The organism is Gordonia sp. NPDC003424, assembly GCF_053588655.1.
On the sequence record NZ_JBSFQJ010000002.1, the window covers coordinates 470,361 to 488,684 of the forward strand.

18 protein-coding genes and 1 pseudogene are annotated in these 18,324 nt (G+C 67.9%); 14 read left to right on the forward strand and 5 right to left on the reverse strand.

Features of this window, described 5'->3' with window-relative positions; translation table 11 throughout:
- Window positions 1-110 precede the first annotated feature (110 nt).
- Window positions 111-1,733 (reverse strand): long-chain fatty acid--CoA ligase, encoded by a 1,623-nt coding sequence (locus ACWDTI_RS04695; RefSeq protein ID WP_449736865.1) that lies wholly within the window; start codon window positions 1,731-1,733, stop codon window positions 111-113.
- 207 nt (window positions 1,734-1,940) lie between these two features.
- Between ACWDTI_RS04695 and ACWDTI_RS04700 the strand changes: the two are divergent.
- Window positions 1,941-2,081, forward strand: a pseudogene (locus ACWDTI_RS04700) (VapC toxin family PIN domain ribonuclease); the annotation flags it as partial.
- A gap of 2 nt (window positions 2,082-2,083) precedes the next feature.
- Here the strand turns inward: ACWDTI_RS04700 and hypB are convergent.
- From hypB to ACWDTI_RS04715, 3 genes are read right to left on the reverse strand one after another with little or no spacing between them, the layout of a single operon-like run.
- Window positions 2,084-2,941: a hydrogenase nickel incorporation protein HypB gene (gene hypB / locus ACWDTI_RS04705; RefSeq protein ID WP_449736866.1), complete on the reverse strand. Its 858-nt coding sequence runs from the start codon at window positions 2,939-2,941 to the stop codon at window positions 2,084-2,086.
- A 3-nt stretch (window positions 2,942-2,944) separates the two neighbouring features.
- Window positions 2,945-3,316, reverse strand: coding sequence for a hydrogenase maturation nickel metallochaperone HypA (locus ACWDTI_RS04710; protein WP_449736963.1), 372 nt, complete (start codon window positions 3,314-3,316; stop codon window positions 2,945-2,947).
- A gap of 5 nt (window positions 3,317-3,321) precedes the next feature.
- A complete protein-coding gene (locus tag ACWDTI_RS04715) occupies window positions 3,322-4,377 on the reverse strand; it encodes an AraC family transcriptional regulator (protein ID WP_449736867.1) in 1,056 nt (351 codons plus the stop codon).
- A gap of 194 nt (window positions 4,378-4,571) precedes the next feature.
- On the opposite strand from ACWDTI_RS04715, the gene ACWDTI_RS04720 reads away from it, so the two are divergent.
- The 13 genes from ACWDTI_RS04720 (at window position 4,572) to ACWDTI_RS04780 (ending at window position 17,624) form a co-directional block, all read left to right on the forward strand.
- Window positions 4,572-5,144 carry a DUF1641 domain-containing protein gene (locus ACWDTI_RS04720; protein WP_449736868.1) on the forward strand — a complete coding sequence of 191 codons (573 nt, stop codon included), beginning with the start codon at window positions 4,572-4,574 and terminating at the stop codon, window positions 5,142-5,144.
- The gene (locus ACWDTI_RS04725) at window positions 5,144-6,115 is read left to right on the forward strand and encodes an NADH-quinone oxidoreductase subunit B family protein (protein WP_449736869.1); all 972 of its coding nucleotides are present in this window, start codon (window positions 5,144-5,146) and stop codon (window positions 6,113-6,115) included. The genes ACWDTI_RS04720 and ACWDTI_RS04725 overlap by 1 nt, the downstream gene beginning before the upstream one ends.
- A 60-nt stretch (window positions 6,116-6,175) precedes the next feature.
- Entirely contained in the window at window positions 6,176-7,810 is a 1,635-nt protein-coding gene (locus tag ACWDTI_RS04730) for a nickel-dependent hydrogenase large subunit (protein ID WP_449736870.1), read from the forward strand.
- Between the two features lie 116 nt (window positions 7,811-7,926).
- Window positions 7,927-8,700, forward strand: coding sequence for a hydrogenase maturation protease (locus ACWDTI_RS04735; RefSeq protein ID WP_449736871.1), 774 nt, complete (start codon window positions 7,927-7,929; stop codon window positions 8,698-8,700).
- Window positions 8,700-10,040 carry a hypothetical protein gene (locus tag ACWDTI_RS04740; RefSeq protein ID WP_449736872.1) on the forward strand — a complete coding sequence of 447 codons (1,341 nt, stop codon included), beginning with the start codon at window positions 8,700-8,702 and terminating at the stop codon, window positions 10,038-10,040. Before ACWDTI_RS04735 ends, ACWDTI_RS04740 begins: the two co-directional genes overlap by 1 nt.
- Before the next feature lie 3 nt (window positions 10,041-10,043).
- Window positions 10,044-10,403 carry a hypothetical protein gene (locus tag ACWDTI_RS04745; RefSeq protein WP_449736873.1) on the forward strand — a complete coding sequence of 120 codons (360 nt, stop codon included), beginning with the start codon at window positions 10,044-10,046 and terminating at the stop codon, window positions 10,401-10,403.
- Window positions 10,403-11,302: a NifU family protein gene (locus ACWDTI_RS04750; RefSeq protein WP_449736874.1), complete on the forward strand. Its 900-nt coding sequence runs from the start codon at window positions 10,403-10,405 to the stop codon at window positions 11,300-11,302. The genes ACWDTI_RS04745 and ACWDTI_RS04750 overlap by 1 nt, the downstream gene beginning before the upstream one ends.
- A complete protein-coding gene (locus ACWDTI_RS04755) occupies window positions 11,281-12,504 on the forward strand; it encodes a hypothetical protein (RefSeq protein ID WP_449736875.1) in 1,224 nt (407 codons plus the stop codon). The genes ACWDTI_RS04750 and ACWDTI_RS04755 overlap by 22 nt, the downstream gene beginning before the upstream one ends.
- Window positions 12,501-14,831, forward strand: a complete 2,331-nt coding sequence (gene hypF / locus ACWDTI_RS04760; protein ID WP_449736876.1) for a carbamoyltransferase HypF — start codon at window positions 12,501-12,503, stop codon at window positions 14,829-14,831. Before ACWDTI_RS04755 ends, hypF begins: the two co-directional genes overlap by 4 nt.
- Window positions 14,831-15,103 (forward strand): HypC/HybG/HupF family hydrogenase formation chaperone, encoded by a 273-nt coding sequence (locus ACWDTI_RS04765; protein ID WP_449736877.1) that lies wholly within the window; start codon window positions 14,831-14,833, stop codon window positions 15,101-15,103. The genes hypF and ACWDTI_RS04765 overlap by 1 nt, the downstream gene beginning before the upstream one ends.
- Window positions 15,100-16,206: a hydrogenase formation protein HypD gene (gene hypD / locus ACWDTI_RS04770; RefSeq protein ID WP_449736878.1), complete on the forward strand. Its 1,107-nt coding sequence runs from the start codon at window positions 15,100-15,102 to the stop codon at window positions 16,204-16,206. Before ACWDTI_RS04765 ends, hypD begins: the two co-directional genes overlap by 4 nt.
- Window positions 16,199-17,260 carry a hydrogenase expression/formation protein HypE gene (hypE, locus tag ACWDTI_RS04775; RefSeq protein ID WP_449736879.1) on the forward strand — a complete coding sequence of 354 codons (1,062 nt, stop codon included), beginning with the start codon at window positions 16,199-16,201 and terminating at the stop codon, window positions 17,258-17,260. The genes hypD and hypE overlap by 8 nt, the downstream gene beginning before the upstream one ends.
- Window positions 17,261-17,480: 220 nt before the next feature.
- On the forward strand, window positions 17,481-17,624 hold the full coding sequence (locus ACWDTI_RS04780; protein ID WP_449736880.1) for a hypothetical protein: 144 nt from the start codon (window positions 17,481-17,483) through the stop codon (window positions 17,622-17,624).
- 108 nt (window positions 17,625-17,732) lie between these two features.
- Here ACWDTI_RS04780 and ACWDTI_RS04785 read toward each other — a convergent pair whose 3' ends face one another.
- Window positions 17,733-18,197 carry a M15 family metallopeptidase gene (locus ACWDTI_RS04785; protein WP_449736964.1) on the reverse strand — a complete coding sequence of 155 codons (465 nt, stop codon included), beginning with the start codon at window positions 18,195-18,197 and terminating at the stop codon, window positions 17,733-17,735.
- Window positions 18,198-18,324: the final 127 nt, after the last annotated feature.

Sequence of the window (18,324 nt, forward strand, 5' to 3'; positions counted from 1 at the left end):
GAATCGGATACGTGAGGGGGAGTCATACACGGATGACACCTGGACGAAGGCCGGCGCGGTAATATGTACGCCGACCCCGTCATAGGTGTCATCCGTGTACGTCGAGACCCTTACAGATGGGTGACCGACAGCCCACCGTCGTGGTACTGCGACCGCAGACGCTTCTTGTCGAACTTGCCGACGCTGGTCTTCGGGACCTCGTTGATGACCGTCCAGTTCTCCGGCAGCTGCCACTTGGCGACCTTGTCGGACAAGAAGTCTCGCAACGAATCCGGTGTGGCGTCGGACCCTTCGCGCAACACCACGGCCACCAGCGGCCGCTCATCCCACTTCGGGTCCGGCACGCCGATGACGGCGGCCTCGATGACATCCGGGTGCGCCATGACCGCGTTCTCCAGGTCGACCGAGGAGATCCACTCGCCACCCGACTTGATGATGTCCTTGGTGCGGTCGGTCAGCGTGAGGTAGCCGTCGGGCGTGATGGTGCCGACGTCGCCGGTCCGCAACCAGCCGTCCTGGAACTTCTCCGGGGCGTCGACGCCGTAGTAGGAGCCGGTGATCCACGGTCCGCGGACCTCGAGTTCGCCGATGCTCTTGCCGTCGTTCGGCACGACTTCACCCAGATCGTCGACGAGCCGCGCCTGCACCGACGCGGGGAAACGTCCCTGCGTGTAGCGGTAGTGCCACCGTTCCTTGCCCTCGGTGCCGGCGGGCGGGCGGGCGACCGAGCCGAGCGGAGAGGTCTCGGTCATGCCCCAGGCGTGCAGCACCTGGATGCCGTGGTCCTCCTCGAAGACGTGCATCAGCGACGGCGGCACCGCCGAACCGCCGATGAGGACGTCGTGCATGCAGGAGACATCCTGCGGATGCTGCTCGAGGTACTGGTGCAGACCCAGCCAGATGGTCGGGACCGCGGCGGCGAACGTCGGCTTCTCCGACGCGATGATCTGGGCCAGCGGCTCGGGATGCAGGAAGCGGTCGGGCATGATCAGCGACGCGCCGATCATGAACGCCGCATACGGCAGCCCCCACGACATGGCGTGGAACTGCGGCACCACGGCCAGCGCGCGGTCGCCCTGCTTGAGGGCGGGGCCGTCGGTCATACAGACCTGCATCGAGTGCAGGTAGACCGAACGATGGGAGTAGGCAACACCTTTCGGGTCGCCGGTGGTGCCCGAGGTGTAGCACATCGCGGCCGCGGAGCGTTCGTCGACCTCGGGCCAGTCGAACTCGACCGGCTGATCGGCGATCAAGGACTCGTACGCGTGCACCTGCACACCCTCGGGGGCCTCGACCCCGTCGGTCGACTCGCCGGTGACGATGATGTGCTGGAGGGTCTTCATCTGCGGCAGCTGCGGGTTCAGCAGCGGGAGCAGGCTCGGGTCGACGATCACCACGTGATCCTCGGCGTGGTTGGCCACGAAGATCACCTGCTCCGGGAACAACCGGATGTTGAGGGTGTGCAGCACCGCACCCATCGACGGCACCGCCAGGTAGGTCTCCAGGTGTTCGGCGTTGTTCCACATGAACGTGGCGACCCGCTCGTCCCCGGTGACGCCGATTCCGCGCAGCGCGTGGGCGAGCTGCGCACACCGTCGTCCCACCTCGGCGTAACTCCGACGACGCGGGCCGGCATCGGTCCAGGTCACGACCTCTTCGGTGCCGTGGACGGAGCTGCCGTGACGCAGAATCTGCGCGATCGACAGCGGGGTGTCTTGCATGGTGCTCAGCATCGAGTCACTCCTTGAATCGTGGTTTCGCCCGGATCATATGTGATGGGTCCGCGCAGCAACACCGATTGGGGGTGGGTTTACGAATCGGACATTTACGGCAGGGCTCGATGCGGGCGAACTGCGTGACGTCGGGGAATGACACGCGTTCCGAACGGCGATATCGTCGGATATCAGTCAGGAGGTGGGGAAACAATGGGCGACGTGCGCCTGGCTGAGGCCGGACACCATCGAGCGGCGTCGATTCCAGATCTGATCATCGCCGCCACAGCCGAGCTGGCTGGACGATCAATTCTCCACGTCGACAAGGATTTCGATCTCATCGCCAGTGTGACCGGGCAGTCGGTCGAGGGCTATCCGTGTGATGCCACCCCCACGAACTCCCGCAACCACCCCACCCATTCCGCCATCCCCTCACCGGTTTTCGCGCTCACCGCGATCACCCGCGCACCGGGGTTCACCTCGGCAACGGCAGAGCGATACGCCTCGAGATCCATGTCGAGATACGGCACGAGGTCGATCTTGTTGAGCAACACCAGATCCACCGAGCGGAACATGACCGGGTACTTGAACGGCTTGTCCTCACCCTCGGTCACCGAGTACACCATCGCCTTCGCGTGCTCGCCGACGTTGAATTCGGCTGGGCAGACCAGGTTTCCGACATTCTCGATCAGCACCAGATCCAGCAGGGCGAGATCGAGCCCCTGCAATGCCCGGTTCACCATCGGCGCGTCGAGGTGACATTCCCCGCCGAATCCGTTGTTGGTGTTCAGCAACGAGATCTGCGCACCCTTGCCGTCGAGTCGCGCGGCGTCGAGGTCGGTCGCGATGTCGCCCTCGATGATGCCGATGGGAATCTCGCCGTCGAGCATGTCGAGGGTGGCGGCGATGATCGACGTCTTCCCCGAACCGGGTGAACTCATCAGATTGAGTACGCGCGTGCCGTTCTGCTCGAACAGGCCACGGTTGATGTCGGCGCGCACGTCGTTCTCGGTGAAGATGGCTTCGAGTACGTCCACCCGTTCCGAGCCGGTGTCGTAGGAGCTCAGGTCGCCGAACTCGCTCCCGGCGACCTCGTCGTCAGCCCGTGCGCTCGCGACCAGACCCGACAGGTCGGGCGTGTGTTCGTGGCTGTGCTCTCCGCCGGCATGCGCGTGGGTGGTGCCGTCGTCATGCGTGTGCTCGTCGTCGTGGCGGTGGAAACGCCCCATGGGTCAGCCTCTTTCGGGTGTGGTGGGGTGCGCGGCGGGCCTGCGCACGTCGAGGGAGGTGATGAGGAACTCCTCGCCGGTCAGCACAGTGACCTCCGGGCTCCGGCAGTGCGGGCAGCAGATGGAGAACCGCGAGGTGATCTCGGAGTCGGCGCCGCAGGCGGCACAGCGCACCGACGCCGGTATCCAGTCGATGGCGAGTTCCGCACCGTCGAAGCCCTCCTGCTCGGCGACGATGCCCCAACAGAACGTGAGGGTGTCGGGAACCACCTGCCGCAGCGCCCCGATCCGCAGATGGATGGTGCGGACGTCGCGGCGGTCGGCGTGCGAGGTCACCACCCCGGCGATCGCATGACACAAGGAGAGTTCGTGCACGCCGGTCACCTCCTCAGCGTCTGCGACGGGGGTTCGCCGAACCGCGCGCGGTAGGCGGCGGCGAAGTTCCCGAGATGGCTGAAGCCCCAACTCCCCGCGACATCGGACACCGTGACGCCGTCGGTGGGCAGGGAGTCGGCGAGGACGTCGTGCACCCGGTCGAGCCGCGAGTTGCGGATGTAGGCCGACGGCGTGGTGTGCAGTTCCTCGCGGAACCCCTGCTGCAGCGACCGTTCGCTCACGCCGGCCGCGCGGACGACGTCGGCGATGCAGATCGGTTCGGCCAGGTGCCCGTCGATGTAGTCGATCGCCGCCCGCACCGTCCGGCGGGCCACCGGATGCGGACGGGCGACCAGATCGTCGCGGTAGGTGGAACCCTGTACGTAGATCAGCGTCGACATCAGCAGGTCCTCGACCGGACCGAATCCGACCCCCTGATGCAGCAGTGACCCCGGGTAGAAGAGTTCGGTGGTCAGCAACTGGATGGCGCTGTGCCACCGCGAGGCGGCCTCGGCCGTGAGGTCGAAATCGGCGTCGAACCGGATGTTCTCGTGCGTCTCGCGACCACGCAGCCGCGACAGATAGGCGTTGGTCCGGGCCGCGCCGAACGACAGGACGAGCAACGTCGAGTCGATGCCGGGCGCGCACCGCAGTTGATCGCCCGGGTTGGCGACCACCGCATGCGTCGCCGAACTCGTGACCGGGACCCCGTTGACCATCCAGTCCGACGACCCGCTCATCTGCATGTACACGCCGTACTGGTCGCCGTGGCGGGCGATCTCGAAGTCGGCACCCGCGAGATCGAGATACAGCAGCGAGATGTCCCGGCTCCGTACCCCGTGCACCACGGCGTGGAACGCGCGTTCGCCGGCCGACACCAGATCGAGCCGATCGACGGCGAGGATCGTCGGCAGCTGCTTCTGCGCGACGGCGAGGTCGTCGGTGTCGAGGATGGCCCGATGCTCGAGCGCCGGCGGGACGCCGCGCGGCCGGACACGGCGTTGCACGGGGTTGGCGGTGCGACGCGCGTTGACGCGACGCGGATTGTGCAGAACCGCCATCGCACCTCCTTCAAGCGCCACGCGGTGTCACCCCATTGTGCGACGCTTCGTCCTCTGGACAAGGCAATTGCGGGTTTTGGATAACACCTGCGGATTAGCGATTGTGGGCCGCCGATCAGCGGTACTACGGTGCGAGAAGCTTGGGTCCGGACGCCGCACAGCCCGCGGCGCGCGGGAACCTTTCTGGAGGATCCATGAGCACTGTGGTTTCCATGCTGTCCGAGGACGGGTCGGATGCCGCCGGCCGGCGTCGTAAGGCGCTCGCCGACCGGCTGGCCGATCCCGAGGTCTCCGACGCACTGCTGTCGCTTCTCGACCACGCCGACCTGCTCGCCGTGCTCGTCGAGGGGGTCGACGGGATGATGCGCCGCGGCGACGACCTGTCCGACACGCTCGTCGACGCACTCGCCGAGGTGCGGGCCACCGCCGAGGCCGACGACAGCCCGTTCGCCGGGGTCGACCTGGCCGACGTGAGCCGGACCATGCGGTCGCTGGGCGCGCTCGCCAAACAGGCCGGACCCGCCCTGGACAGCCTCACCGAATCCGGCGTCGTCTCCCCGGACACCGTCGGCGCGATCGGTCGGCTCGGCGGGGCCCTCACGGCCGCCGACGAGGCCCATCGGCGCGGCCGGACCCCGACCAGCATGCGTCGCATCATCGGCGAACTGCGCGACAAGGACGTCCGGGCCGGCCTCGGTTACTTGCTTACGTTTGCGAAAGAACTTGGTGCAAGCGGTGATTCGCCCACCGGAAGAGGAGCACGCTGATGGCATCGGTCCTGTGGTTCCAAGGTGGTGCGTGCTCGGGCAACACCATGTCGTTCCTCAACGCCGAGGAACCGAGCGTCGTCGACCTCATCGTCGACTTCGGACTCGAGGTGCTGTGGCACCCGTCGCTCGGTCTCGAACTCGGCGACCAGGCGCAGAAGATCTTCCGCGACTGCGCCTCCGGCGAACGGCAACTCGACGTCTTCGTCTACGAGGGGACCGTCATCGAGGGCCCGGACGGCAGCGGCCGCTACGACATGTTCGCCGAACGCCCGATGAAGGACTGGGTGGTCGAACTCGCGAACGCGGCGTCGGTGGTGGTCGCCATCGGCGACTGCGCCTGCTGGGGCGGAATCCCCGCCACCGAACCGAATCCCAGCGACTCCACCGGCCTGCAATTCCACAAGCGCAGCAAGGGCGGCTTCCTCGGCGCCGACTGGACCTCCAAGTCGGGCCTGCCGATCATCAACATCCCCGGCTGTCCGGCGCATCCGGACTGGATCACCCAGATCCTCGTCGCGTTGGCCACCGGCCGCGCCGGCGACATCGAGCTCGACGAACTGCACCGGCCGCAGACCTTCTTCAAGTCGTTCACCCAGACCGGCTGCACCCGAGTCCAGTTCTTCGACTACAAGCAGTCCACCATGTCGTTCGGCGAGGGCACCCGAACCGGTTGTCTCTTCTACGAATTCGGCTGCCGAGGTCCGATGACGCACTCGCCGTGCAACCGCATCCTGTGGAACCGGCAGTCGTCGAAGACCCGCGCCGGCATGCCGTGCACCGGCTGCACCGAGCCGGAGTTCCCGTTCTTCGACCTGGCCCCGGGCACCGTTTTCAAGACCCAGAAGGTCAGCGGCACCATCCCGAAGGAGGTGCCCGAGGGCACCGACCACCTCACCTACATGGCACAGGCCGCCGCCGCGCGGGTGGCGGCGCCCAGGTGGAGCAAAGAGGACATGTTCGTCGTGTGATCTGCGACCGGCCGGTGACCGCCGGTCCCCGCCGCAGACCGAACCGCCGAGAAGGGCATCATGACAACAATTTCCAATGACCAGCAGGTCTCCATCGACCTCTTCGTCAGTCCCCTCGGCCGCGTCGAGGGCGATCTCGACGTCCGGGTGCACATCGACGACGGCGTGGTCACGTCGGCGTGGACGCAGGCGGCGATGTTCCGCGGGTTCGAGATGATCCTGCGGGGCAAGGACCCTCAGGCCGGCCTCATCGTCACCCCCCGAATCTGCGGAATCTGCGGCGGTTCCCACCTGTACAAGGCGTCGTACGCACTCGACACCGCGTGGCAGACGACGATGCCCCGCAACGCCACCTTGATCCGCAACATCGCGCAGGCCTGCGAGACCCTGCAGTCCATCCCGCGCTACTTCTACGCACTGTTCGCCGTCGACCTGACCCACCCGAAGTACTCGAGTTCCCCGCTCTACGAGGAGGCGTGTCGCCGCTTCACCGTCTACACCGGAACGAGTTATCAACCGGGCGTGGTGCTCTCGGGCAAACCCGTCGAGGTGTACGCCATCTTCGGCGGTCAGTGGCCGCACTCGTCGTTCATGGTGCCGGGCGGGGTGATGTGCGCGCCGACCCTGGCCGACGTCACCCGCTCCATCGCGATCCTGGAGCACTGGAAGGACAACTGGCTCGAAAAGCATTGGCTCGGCTGCAGTGTCGAACGCTGGCTGGCGAACAAGTCGTGGGCCGACGTGCTGGAGTGGGTCGACGAGAACGAGTCACAACACGACTCCGACTGCGGCTTCTTCATCCGCTACTGCCTCGACATCGGGCTGCACACCTACGGTGCGGGCGTGGGCAACTACTTCTCCACCGGCACCTACTTCCAGCCGTCCATGTACGAGCGTCCCACTGTCGACGGCCGAAATGCCGCCCTCATCAACCGATCCGGCGTCTACGTGGACGGCCAATACCACGCCTTCGACCACATGAAGGTCGCCGAAGACGTCACCCACTCGTTCTACAACGGGTCCCGCGCGCTGCACCCGTGGGAGGGAGAGACCGATCCGATCGACCCCGAACGTGGAAAAGACAAGGGCAAGTACTCCTTTGCCAAGTCGCCACGGTACGACATCCACGGCACCGGGAGCGGAATCCCGTTGGAGGCCGGGCCGCTTGCCCGACGGATCGCCGCCTCGGCACCCGACGCCGACGCCCACCAGGATTACGACCCGCTGTTCAAGGACATGATCGACACGCTCGGTCCGAGTGTGTTCGTGCGTCAGATGGCCCGGATGCACGAGGCGCCCAAGTACTTCAGCTGGGCGCGGCAGTGGCTCGACGACCTCGATCTCCAGGAGAGCTTCTACAGCAAGCCGGTAGAACCGGAGTCGGGCAAGGGGTTCGGGTCCACCGAGGCCGCCCGCGGAGCGCTGTCGGACTGGATCGTGCTGGATAAGGGCAAGATCGCCAACTACCAGGTCGTCACACCCACCGCGTGGAACATCGGACCGCGCGACAAGGACGGCGTGCTCGGCCCGATCGAGCAGGCGCTGGTCGGCACCCCGATCCACGACATCAACGATCCGGTCGAACTCGGCCATGTCGCACGGTCATTCGACTCCTGTCTGGTGTGTACCGTCCACGCCTATGATGCGAAGACCGGCAAGGAGATGTCCAAGTTCGTCGTCAACTCGATGCTCTGAGACCACCGATTCCGACGACGAGAGGCACGGCCACGACCGACATCAGCGCCCCACACGACCAGCGCGCCACACGGCCCAGCGATCTGCTCGCCGCCGACCCCCACCCACCAGATCCGGTGGATCTGGTGGTGGTCGGCTGCGGCAATCTGCTGCGCGGCGACGACGCGGTGGGGCCGTTGGTGATCCGCTGGTTGTGGGATCGGCACGGGTTGACCGACGGGGTGCGGCTGGTCGACGGCGGCACCGCCGGCATGGACGTGGCCTTCGCGCTGCGGGGCGCAGAACGGGTGATCATCGTCGACGCCGCGAGCACCGGATCGGCGCCGGGCACCATCTTCCGGCTTCCCGGTGACCAACTCGACGACATCGGACCCGACCCCGGCGTGCACACCCACTCCTTCCGCTGGGACCACGCATTGGGATTCGCGCGCTGGATGCTCGGCGACCTGTGTCCGACCGACATCACGGTGTACCTCGTGGAGGCCGAGAACCTGGCACCCGCGGATACGCTGACGCCCGCGGTGCAGGCCGCGGCGGAAACGGTGGTCACGATGATCACCGACGCCTATCCGGTTGCGCCGCCGATCGATACCCCGGTCATCGAGATCACCGCCGGCGGCAGCCTGCACATCGATGCCGACGTCGCGGCCCGGTATTTTCCGTCGGACTCGTTGGCCGCCCGCTGCGACGGCGAGGATCTCGTGCTGTACCCGCTGCGGTCGACCGCGGCCGGCGGACTGCTCCTCAAGCAGCGCACCCCGGCCGGCGACCGCGCCACGATCATCCGGCAGGTGTTCGACGACGCCGAAAGGCCTCTTGCCGTCGGCCGATTCCCACTACGGTGGGACGACAACGGCAAGACCGTGCGAGCGAAGGTGGGGAACGCCTGATGGTCCGAGTCCAGATCCTGACCGGCGACGACGCAGTCGCCCCCCATCTGGTGCGCACGGAATCAATCGATACTGCAGCAGAATTCGTGCCACCCGAGATGCTCTGTGACGTCCAGCCGCTCGGAGTGTTCAGCTATCCGGCCGGGCTGCTGGTCATCGAAGGCGATGAATACGCCGCGCTGCGTCGGGAACTCGCCGCCGGACGACGACCGTCGGTGTGGCCGCCGGAGCTGGCCGGCATCGCGGCCGCCTACGACGACAAGCTCACCGAGGCCGCCGACCTGCTGGCCGCCCGGGCCGAGATGACCGATCACCCGGTGGACTGGCTCAACCTGGCCGCCGTGGCACCCGAACGCGTCGATCTCGATCGGCTGCTGACGCGCATCGCTTCCCGATGGCAATCCCTCGCCCAACTCGTGCTGGCACACCTGGGACGGGCCGCCGTCCCCGCGCCGGACCCGGAGGCGCCGGCCGAGGTTCGCGCACTGGTGGCGGCGGCTCGGGCCGCGGACCTCTTGAACACCGATGTCGGTGCCGCGATGGCGATGCTCGACGACGCGGTGGCGGCCGCCGCACCCGCACCCGCGCTGCAAGCACTGATGCTCGGGGCACGCGCGGACGCCGGGCGTCATCGAGAGTCCGGACACGACGAAGCCATCGCCGATCTGCGGCGCGCGCTCGCGCTGCTGGCCGACAGCGACCTGCGGGTGGCCCGCGCCGAACTGCACCTGGCGCTCGGGCAACTGCTGCACGAACAGGCCGCCACCACCGGCACGCCATTGGGTGAAGCGGCCGCACAGTTCCAGAGTTGTTTGCAGACCATCGAATCCGGTGAGGCACCGCTGACATGGGCGGCCGCCCACACCGACCTCGCCGCCGCCTACCTCACCATGCCGATGGCCAGCGCATCGGATCAACTGCGGGTCGCGGTCGCCGCGCAGTCCCTGCGCAAGGCGCTGAAGGTCTACACCCGCGACGATCACCCCGACGAGTGGGCGGCCACCAGCGTCAACCTGGCCAACGCCCTGGTGTACGCGCCCAGCGCGCACCAGCAGGACAACCTCGTCGAGGCGGTCAACCTGTACGGCGAGGTCCTCGCGACCCGCGACCCCGACCGCGACCCCCTCGGCTACGGTCGGGTGCTGGCCAATCAGGGAAACGTGTTGGCGCACCTGGGCATGTTCACCGACGCCACCGCCACCCTGCATGAGGCGCGCTTCCTGTTCGAGACCGCAGGCGCCGACGACATGGTCCGCGCCGTCCGGGGTGTCCTCGACGAGATCGCCCGGACGCAGCAGCGCAACGCCACCAACCCGCCGGCCACCCCAACCACGAGCTGACCCATGGACAACTACGCCCGCATGCAATTCGACGTCCTCCTCGCCACCGCGGCCGAGTCCTTCGTCGAACGGATCGTGCAACGCTGTGCCGGCACAGACGAAGCCCTGAGCCGGCTTGCCGCCGACCCGGACGGCGACGGAATCTGGTTGTCCCAGTTCGTCGACTCGGTGTTCGCGGAGAACTGCCTCGACGACCCGGCCGGGTCCTGCTTCGTCCTCGAGGCGCTGAGCCGCCGGCCCATCGAGCTCGCCATGTCGGGAACGGTCGCCGATGTCCTGGCCCGCGCCGCACGTATGGCGTTCGCAGACCTGTTGCGCAGCAAGGTGACCGAGGCCATGGAACGCGCCCAGAGGTACGGCTGATGACGACCCAGCAGGAACGCCCCACGCCGACCGACGCCGTCCCCACGATGGAAGAGCTCGCGCAGGCCGTCGACACCGCGTCGGCCGCGGTCGCGGATCTGCCCCCCGAACACCGAGCCACCGCCGAACAGCTGCGAGATGCGTTGGACGCGTTGAACAAGGCCGCCCTCACCACCATCGTGCGTGAACTCCGCGATGACGACCGCGGACGCGAACTGCTCTTCGACATGGTCGACGACCCCGTTGTCCGGCTGGCAATGATGGTGCACGGCATCATCCGCCCCGATCCACTCACCGCCGCCCGGCAGGCCGCCGCCACCGTCGCACCGTTGATCGATTCGCACGGCGGGCGGATCGAGGTGGTCCGCGTCGACGAGCGCGTCGCCTACGTCAGGCTCTCCGGCGCCTGCGACGGATGCTCGATGTCGGCGCAGACGTTGCACGACACCGTCACGGAGGCCATCGTCGCCGCTGTCCCCGCCATCGATGCCGTCGAACTCGTCCCCGACGAACCGACGACCACGCAGACCTTCATCCCGCTGGGCGACATCACCATTCGCGGAGCCGACACCGGCTGGGTCGACGCCGCCGCAACGGACGAGATCCCGGACGGCACACTGATCGCCCGCACACTGTCCGACAGCGCCGGCGTCAGCGAGGACATCATCGTGGTCAACGTCGCCGGCCGATACACCAGCTACCTCAACATGTGTGCCCACGAGGGGCTGCCGCTCGACGACGCCCTCATCGACGCCACCGAGGGCACACTGACCTGTCCATGGCACGCGCTCTGCTACGACGCCACCGACGGCAACTGCATGAGCCTGCCCGGCGCTGCACTCGAACCCCGGCCACTACGCGTCGACGGGAACCGGATATGGGTGCGACTGCAGGGGTGACCCGCACCATCTCGGTGCGCGCGCAACGACCCGGAACCCCGACATCCGATGTCGCCCCGGCAGATTGCCGAAGCTGGCGGGCCGGCACCTGGCTCGGTGCACCCGCACCCGGCGGCCTGGCGCTACCGTCGGCCACACCGGCCGCCGACACGCTGTACGCGCCGCGCGGGGTGTGGATCGGCGACGACCTGCTCGTCGTCGCCGACACCGGCAACCATCGAGTCCTGCTCTGGCACGGCATCCCCGACGACGACCATCGACCGGCCGATGTGCTTCTCGGCCAGTCGGACTGGGCAGAGGACAGCGCCAACGACGGTGGCAAGGGCTCGCGGACCGGGCTGCACCTGCCGACCGGAGTGCTCGTTCACGACGGTATGCTCATCGTCTGCGATGCGTGGAACCACCGGATCCTGGTCTGGACCGAGATCCCGCATGCCTCGTGTCCCGCCGATCTGGTTCTGGGACAACCGGACCTGACATCGGTCGAACCCAACCGCGGCGGGAATGCCGACGCCTGCAGCTTCTACTGGCCGTTCGGTGTCGGGTTCGTCGACAGTGGATTCTGGGTCGCCGACACCGGCAACCGGAGGGTTCTCGGCTGGCTCGACGGCCTGCCGTCGCGTCCGGATCACGCTGCGGATGTGATTCTGGGACAACCAGACCCGGCCGTCCGAGAAGAGAATCGCGGCGGCCCCGCCAACGCCCGGTCGTTCCGCTGGCCGCACGCCATCGCCGATCTCGGGGGTGCGCTGTTGGTCGCCGACGCCGGGAATCACCGCGTGCTGGGCTGGTCGACGGCGCCGTCGGAGGACGGCGACGCGGACCTGCTTGTGGGACAGCCGGATTTCGCCACCGCCACCGAGTTTCCCTATGCGCCGCAAACCGCCGCAGGGCTCCGATTTCCGTACGGCGTCACGGTGTCCGGAACCGAGGTGGCCGTCGCCGACACGGCGAACAACCGCATCCTGCTGTGGGAGCACTGCGACCGCTTGGAGTCGACGGCGGGTGATGCGGTGGGCGTGCTGGCGCAGCCCACCTTCGCCGCCAACGGCGAGAACCGCTGGGACCAAGTCGGCCGCGACACCCTGTGCTGGCCCTACGGAATCCACCGTCACGGCAACCGGATGGCCGTCGCCGACTCGGGCAACAACCGGGTGATCGTGTGGGAGCGGGACGCCGTCGCCACAGGGGTCCTCCCATGACCCTTCGAGACGCTCGCCGGCTCGCTCCGCAGGCGACAGTCCGCATCCAGGTCGACATCACCGGCATCGTCCAGGGGGTCGGCTTCCGCCCCGCCGTCGCACGCATGGCCGCCCGACACCACCTGACCGGCACCGTGACCAACGAATCCGGGGTCGTCCGTTGCGAATTCGAAGGTCCCGAAGAGGCCGTCGCCGCCGCCCTCGACGAACTCCGCACCGGTCCCACGCCCTTGTCGCGCATCGACAACCTCACCTCCCGCGCACTCAATATCCGCAACGACGCAGCCTTCGTCATCACACCCAGCCGCGCCGGCGGCACCGCCCGCACCTTGATCCCCGCCGACGTCGCCACCTGCGCCCAGTGCCTCGACGAACTCCGCGACTCCACCAACCGCCGCCACGGGCACCCCTTCATCACCTGCACCGACTGCGGACCCCGCTACACCGTCATCTCCGACCTCCCATACGACCGCGTCAACACCACCATGTCCGGCTTTCCGATGTGCGACAAGTGCCACCATGAGTACGAGGATCCCACCGACCGACGCTTCCACGCCGAAACCATTGCCTGCCCACACTGCGGTCCCCGTCTCGAATTCCGCACGGTCACAGGACAATCGTCGACCACCGACAACCCCATCGAAGCCGCAGCCGACGCCCTCCGAGACGGTCGAATCGTTGCCATCAAGGGCATCGGCGGCTTCCACTTCGCCTGCCGCGCCGACCTCACCGATCCCATCGCCACCCTCCGTGCGCGAAAAGGACGACCGGACAAACCCTTTGCCGTGATGGTCGCCGACGACGGCGCCGCGGCAGAACTCATCGAGTTGACCGACGACGGCCGCGCGGCGCTGTGCTCACCCGCCGCACCCGTGGTGATCGCACCCCGCCGCCCGGCAACGCCCGTCGTCGAAGAGGTGGCGCCGCGCCTCGCGGACCTCGGCGTGATGATCGCCTACACCCCGATCCACCACCTGCTGTTCGACCACCTCGGCCCGATCCCGCTGGTCATGACCTCCGCCAATGCCAGCGGCTCGCCGATCCTGTTCCGCGACAGCGACATCGGAGAACGCCTCGCCGGCATCGCCGACGCGGTCCTCACCCACGACCGACCGGTCCATGTCCCCTGCGAGGACTCGGTACTCCAGGCCGCCGCCGACGGTGTCGTCCCTCTGCGCCGTTCCCGTGGCGCCGCACCGCTCCCGGTGACCGGCCTGCCCTCACCGACGCCCGTCGTCGCCACCGGCGGCGACCTCAAGACCACCTTCTGCCTCCTCGCCGACGACGGACACGCCCACATGTCCGCCCACCTCGGCGACATGTCCGACCCGCGGACGCAGGAATCGTTCACTGACGCCCTGAACCACCTGCAGACCATGACCGCCGTCGCGCCCGGTGTCATCGCCTGCGACATGCATCCCCGCTACGCCACCACCGCATGGGCCCGACGTTCCGCGGAACGCCGCCCGGTGATCGAGGTCCAACACCACCACGCCCACGCCGTCTCTCTGCTCGCCGAACACCATCTGCTCGGCACGCCCGCCGTCGTTCTCGCGTTCGACGGCACCGGCTACGGCACCGACGGTGTCATCTGGGGCGGCGAGTTCCTCGCCATCGGCAGCGACCCCGGCACCTTCACCCGCGTCGCGCACCTCGCCGAGTTCGCCCTGCCCGGCGCCGACACCGCCATCCGCGAACCCTCCCGAATCGCACTGGATCTTCTGTGGCGCAGCGGCATTCAGGACATTGATCGACTTCCACCAGCAGTCGCCGTCGGCGACCTCGGCCGCCGCATCATCGCCCAACAACGCGACAAGGGACTCGGCTGCCCGGCCACCACCAGCGTCGGCCGACTGTTCGACGGCGTGGCCGCACTCCTCGGCATCTGCGCGCACGTCACCTACGAAGGGCAGGCGGCGATCGAACTCGAGGCCCGCGCCCGCGGTGGCCGCGCCGAAGCCATCGCGCCGCCCGCTGCCTCGGACGACCTCATCGACTACCGGCCCATCATCCGGCACCTGGTCGAGGGAATCCGCGGCGGACGTCCACAGGCCGACCTCGCCGCCAGCTTCCAGCAGTGGCTGGTTGACGAATCAGCCCGTGTGGCACTGCGATCCGCGGCGATCGCCGGCGCGGAGGTGATCGGGCTCAGCGGCGGAGTGTTCGCCAATTCGGCAGTGCGACAAGGCATCGTCGACCGACTGAACCCGTCGGGGGTACGGGTGTTGACCCATCGAGTGGTACCGCCGAACGACGGTGGTCTGGCGCTCGGGCAGGCGTGTGTGGCTGCAGCCACCATCGCCGCCCCGACCGAGAGGAGAAGCTGATGTGTCTCGGGATTCCCGGCAAGGTGATCCGGATCTGGGAGGAGGCGGGCACCCGCATGTCCACCGTCGACTTCTCCGGCACCACCAAGACCGTGTGCCTCGCCTACCTACCGGACATGGAGGTGGGCGAATACACCATCGTCCATGCTGGTTTCGCGATCACCCGCCTCGATGAGGAATCGGCCAACGAAACGCTGAAGATGTTCTCCGACCTCGGCATCCTCGACGAGGAACTCGGCGCCGAGCCGTTCGAGAACGGGAGGACGGCATGAAGTACCTCGACGAATTCCGCGACCCCGTCGCCGCGCGTGCCCTCGTCAAGCAGATCCGCGCCGCCGCCACCCGGCAATGGACCCTGATGGAAGTATGTGGTGGACAAACACATTCGATCATCCGGAACGGCATCGACCAACTCCTCGACGGCGTCGTCGAATTCATCCACGGGCCCGGCTGTCCCGTCTGCGTGACACCGCTGGAGGTGATCGACCGTGGGTTGGCCATCGCCGCCCGCGGCGAGGTCATCTTCTGCTCCTTCGGCGACATGCTGCGCGTCCCCGGCAGCCACGAGGACCTGTTCTCGGTGCGGGCCCGCGGAGGGGATGTGCGCGTGGTCTATTCGCCGCTCGACGCCGTCCGCATCGCCGCCGACAACCCCGACCGCGAGGTGGTGTTCTTCGGCGTCGGCTTCGAGACCACCGCACCCGCCAACGCCATGGCGGTACTGCACGCACAGCGGCTCGGGCTGGTGAACTTCTCCGTGCTCGTCTCCCACGTACTGGTGCCACCGGCGATGGAGGCGATCCTGTCCTCACCCACCAACCGGGTCCAAGGGTTTCTGGCCGCCGGCCACGTGTGCACGGTGATGGGGACGAGCGAGTATCAGCCGCTCGTCGAGAAGTATCGGGTCCCGATCGTGGTGACCGGCTTCGAACCCCTCGACCTTCTCGAAGGTGTCCGGGAGGCCGTCGAACTCCTCGAGGCCGGCACCCCCGAACTGCGTAACGCCTACCCGCGGGCGGTGTCCAGCGCTGGCAACACCGTTGCACAACAAACACTCTCGGAGGTGTTCACCGTCACCGACCGGCAGTGGCGTGGAATCGGCATGATCCCGCAGTCCGGGTGGAAACTGTCGCGAGCCTATGCGCAGTTCGACGCCGAGATCCGTTTCGGCGTCGGCGAACTCGAGGTGCAGGAGTCGGCCGACTGCCACGCCGGGGAGGTGCTGCAAGGTCTGCTGAAGCCCAACGAATGCCCGGCCTTCGGCACCACCTGCACACCGCGCACGCCGCTGGGCGCCACCATGGTGTCGAGCGAAGGGGCGTGCGCCGCGTACTACCACTTCCGACGACTCGCCGTGGGAGCCTCCCATGCCTGAGCAGCCGACCGTCATGGACCCCGAATCCTGGTCCTGCCCACTGCCGTTGCGGGACACCGAACGTATCGTCCTCGGGCACGGCGGCGGTGGGGTGCTGTCGGAGGAACTCATCGAGAACCTCTTCGTCCCCGCGTTCGGTGGACGCACCGGTCCGGCCCGCGACTCGGTGCAACTCGCCGTGCCACGGGGTCGCGTCGCCTTCACGACGGATTCCTATGTGGTGCAACCACTCTTCTTTCCCGGCGGGTGCATCGGCGACCTCGCCGTGAACGGAACCGTCAACGACCTCGCGTGCAGTGGAGCGATGCCACTGGCGTTGAGCGCCGGCTTCATCCTCGAGGAGGGCCTCGAGGTGTCGGTGCTCGGTCGCGTCGCGCAGCTTATGGGCACGGCCGCCGAGCGGGCCGGGGTGCGCATCGAGACCGGCGACACCAAGGTCGTCGACCGCGGATCGGCCGACCAGATGTTCATCAACACCGCCGGCATCGGCATCATCCCCGACGGCGTCGACGTCGGCCCGGAACGCATCCGGCCCGGCGACGCCGTCATCGTGTCGGGGCCGGTCGGGGAGCACGGGGTGGCGATCCTGTCGGTCCGCGAGGGCATCGACTTCGGGTCGACCGTGGAAAGCGACAGTGCGGCTTTGTGTTTCCTCGTGCGGAATGCGCTCGCCGCTGGCGACGTCCGTGCCTTGCGTGACCCCACGCGCGGTGGTGTGGTCGCGGCCGTGACCGAACTCGCCCGCGGTGGTGGTGTCGGCATCGACCTCGACGAACACCGCATCCCCGTACCGGAAGCCGTCGCGTCGGCCTGCGGATTCCTCGGCCTCGACCCGCTGCAGGTGGCCAACGAGGGCAAGATGATCGCCATCGTCGCCGCCGACGACGCCGAGGCGGTGGTCGCAGCGATGCGCCGGCGACCGGAGGGTGCCGGTGCGACGGTGATCGGACGGGTCGTCGACGACCATCCGGGCATGGTGGTCGGCCGGACAGCGTTCGGCACGACCCGCGTGATCGAGCGTGAGCTCGGGGAGCAGTTGCCCAGGATCTGCTGATCGCGGGTCGGCGCTGGTGTGCGTCGTCGGCAACCGCCGGCGAGCCGCGACGATGTTGCGCGACCCGAAGCCGGCTTGGCATCTCAACCAGGCGTCGCGCGCCGACCCCGCGACCTCAACCCGACCCCGCGACTTCGGCTCCCAGCCACCTCCCAGTCTCACCCGATCGCCCCACAAGGTTTGCCCTGCAAAGTAGTTGGTGTCAGAGCAAACCGGCCCCGTGCCGGACGAACAGAAAGGGCAGACGATGCCGACCCCCACCAACAACCCCAAGCCGAACACCCCCGCCGCCCCACAGCGCCGCAAGCGTCGCGTCCGCAAGTTCGACCAGCGGTCGCGTCGCTGGATCTGGACCTGGCAGTGATCTGATCCCCTGACCGAACCCCTGGGCTGATGCCCCTCCCCGGTGACCCCGTCGCGACTCCCTCCGCGGCGGGGTCACACGTGTCCGGTCAGTTCACGTCGGCTGCGGTCAGATCCCGACCCGCCCGTGCTGATCCACCCGGACCGCAGCGTTCGGCCACATCGGCGGGCACGGCGTGCCGGGAACCGTGACGACCTCGAAATGCCACCACTCGTTGGCAAACGTGCGGCACAGACCCCACCGAAAACCATTGCGCTCCAACCACAGCGCGCCGGATCGTGGGCCGACATCGATGGCGTGCCCACTGACGTGCGTCGATTCGTTCGGCGGCAGCACCCATCGACGCGCGACCCCGGGGCTCCCGTACGTGGCGAGGGCCTGCCGCCACAGTTGCCGCTGCTCGGCGACGGACCGCTTGCCCGAGGTGATCCACATCGCGACGCCGGCGGCCCGGGCAGATCGCGACGCGCGGTCGTAGGCGGTGGCGAGGACCGGCGAAAGGCCCTGCGTTCCCGGTGCGGCGCTCGCGGACGGCGCCAGCCACGTCGTCAACCCGATGAGCGCCGCCAGCAGTGCGACAACGATCGCGCGATGTGAGGGAGTGGCCACGGCATCAGGATAGGCGGCCAAGATCGGCCCCGTCAGAAGGCTCCGAGGGGATATATGCCCCTCGGAGGGCTCCTACGGGGCTGATCTCAGT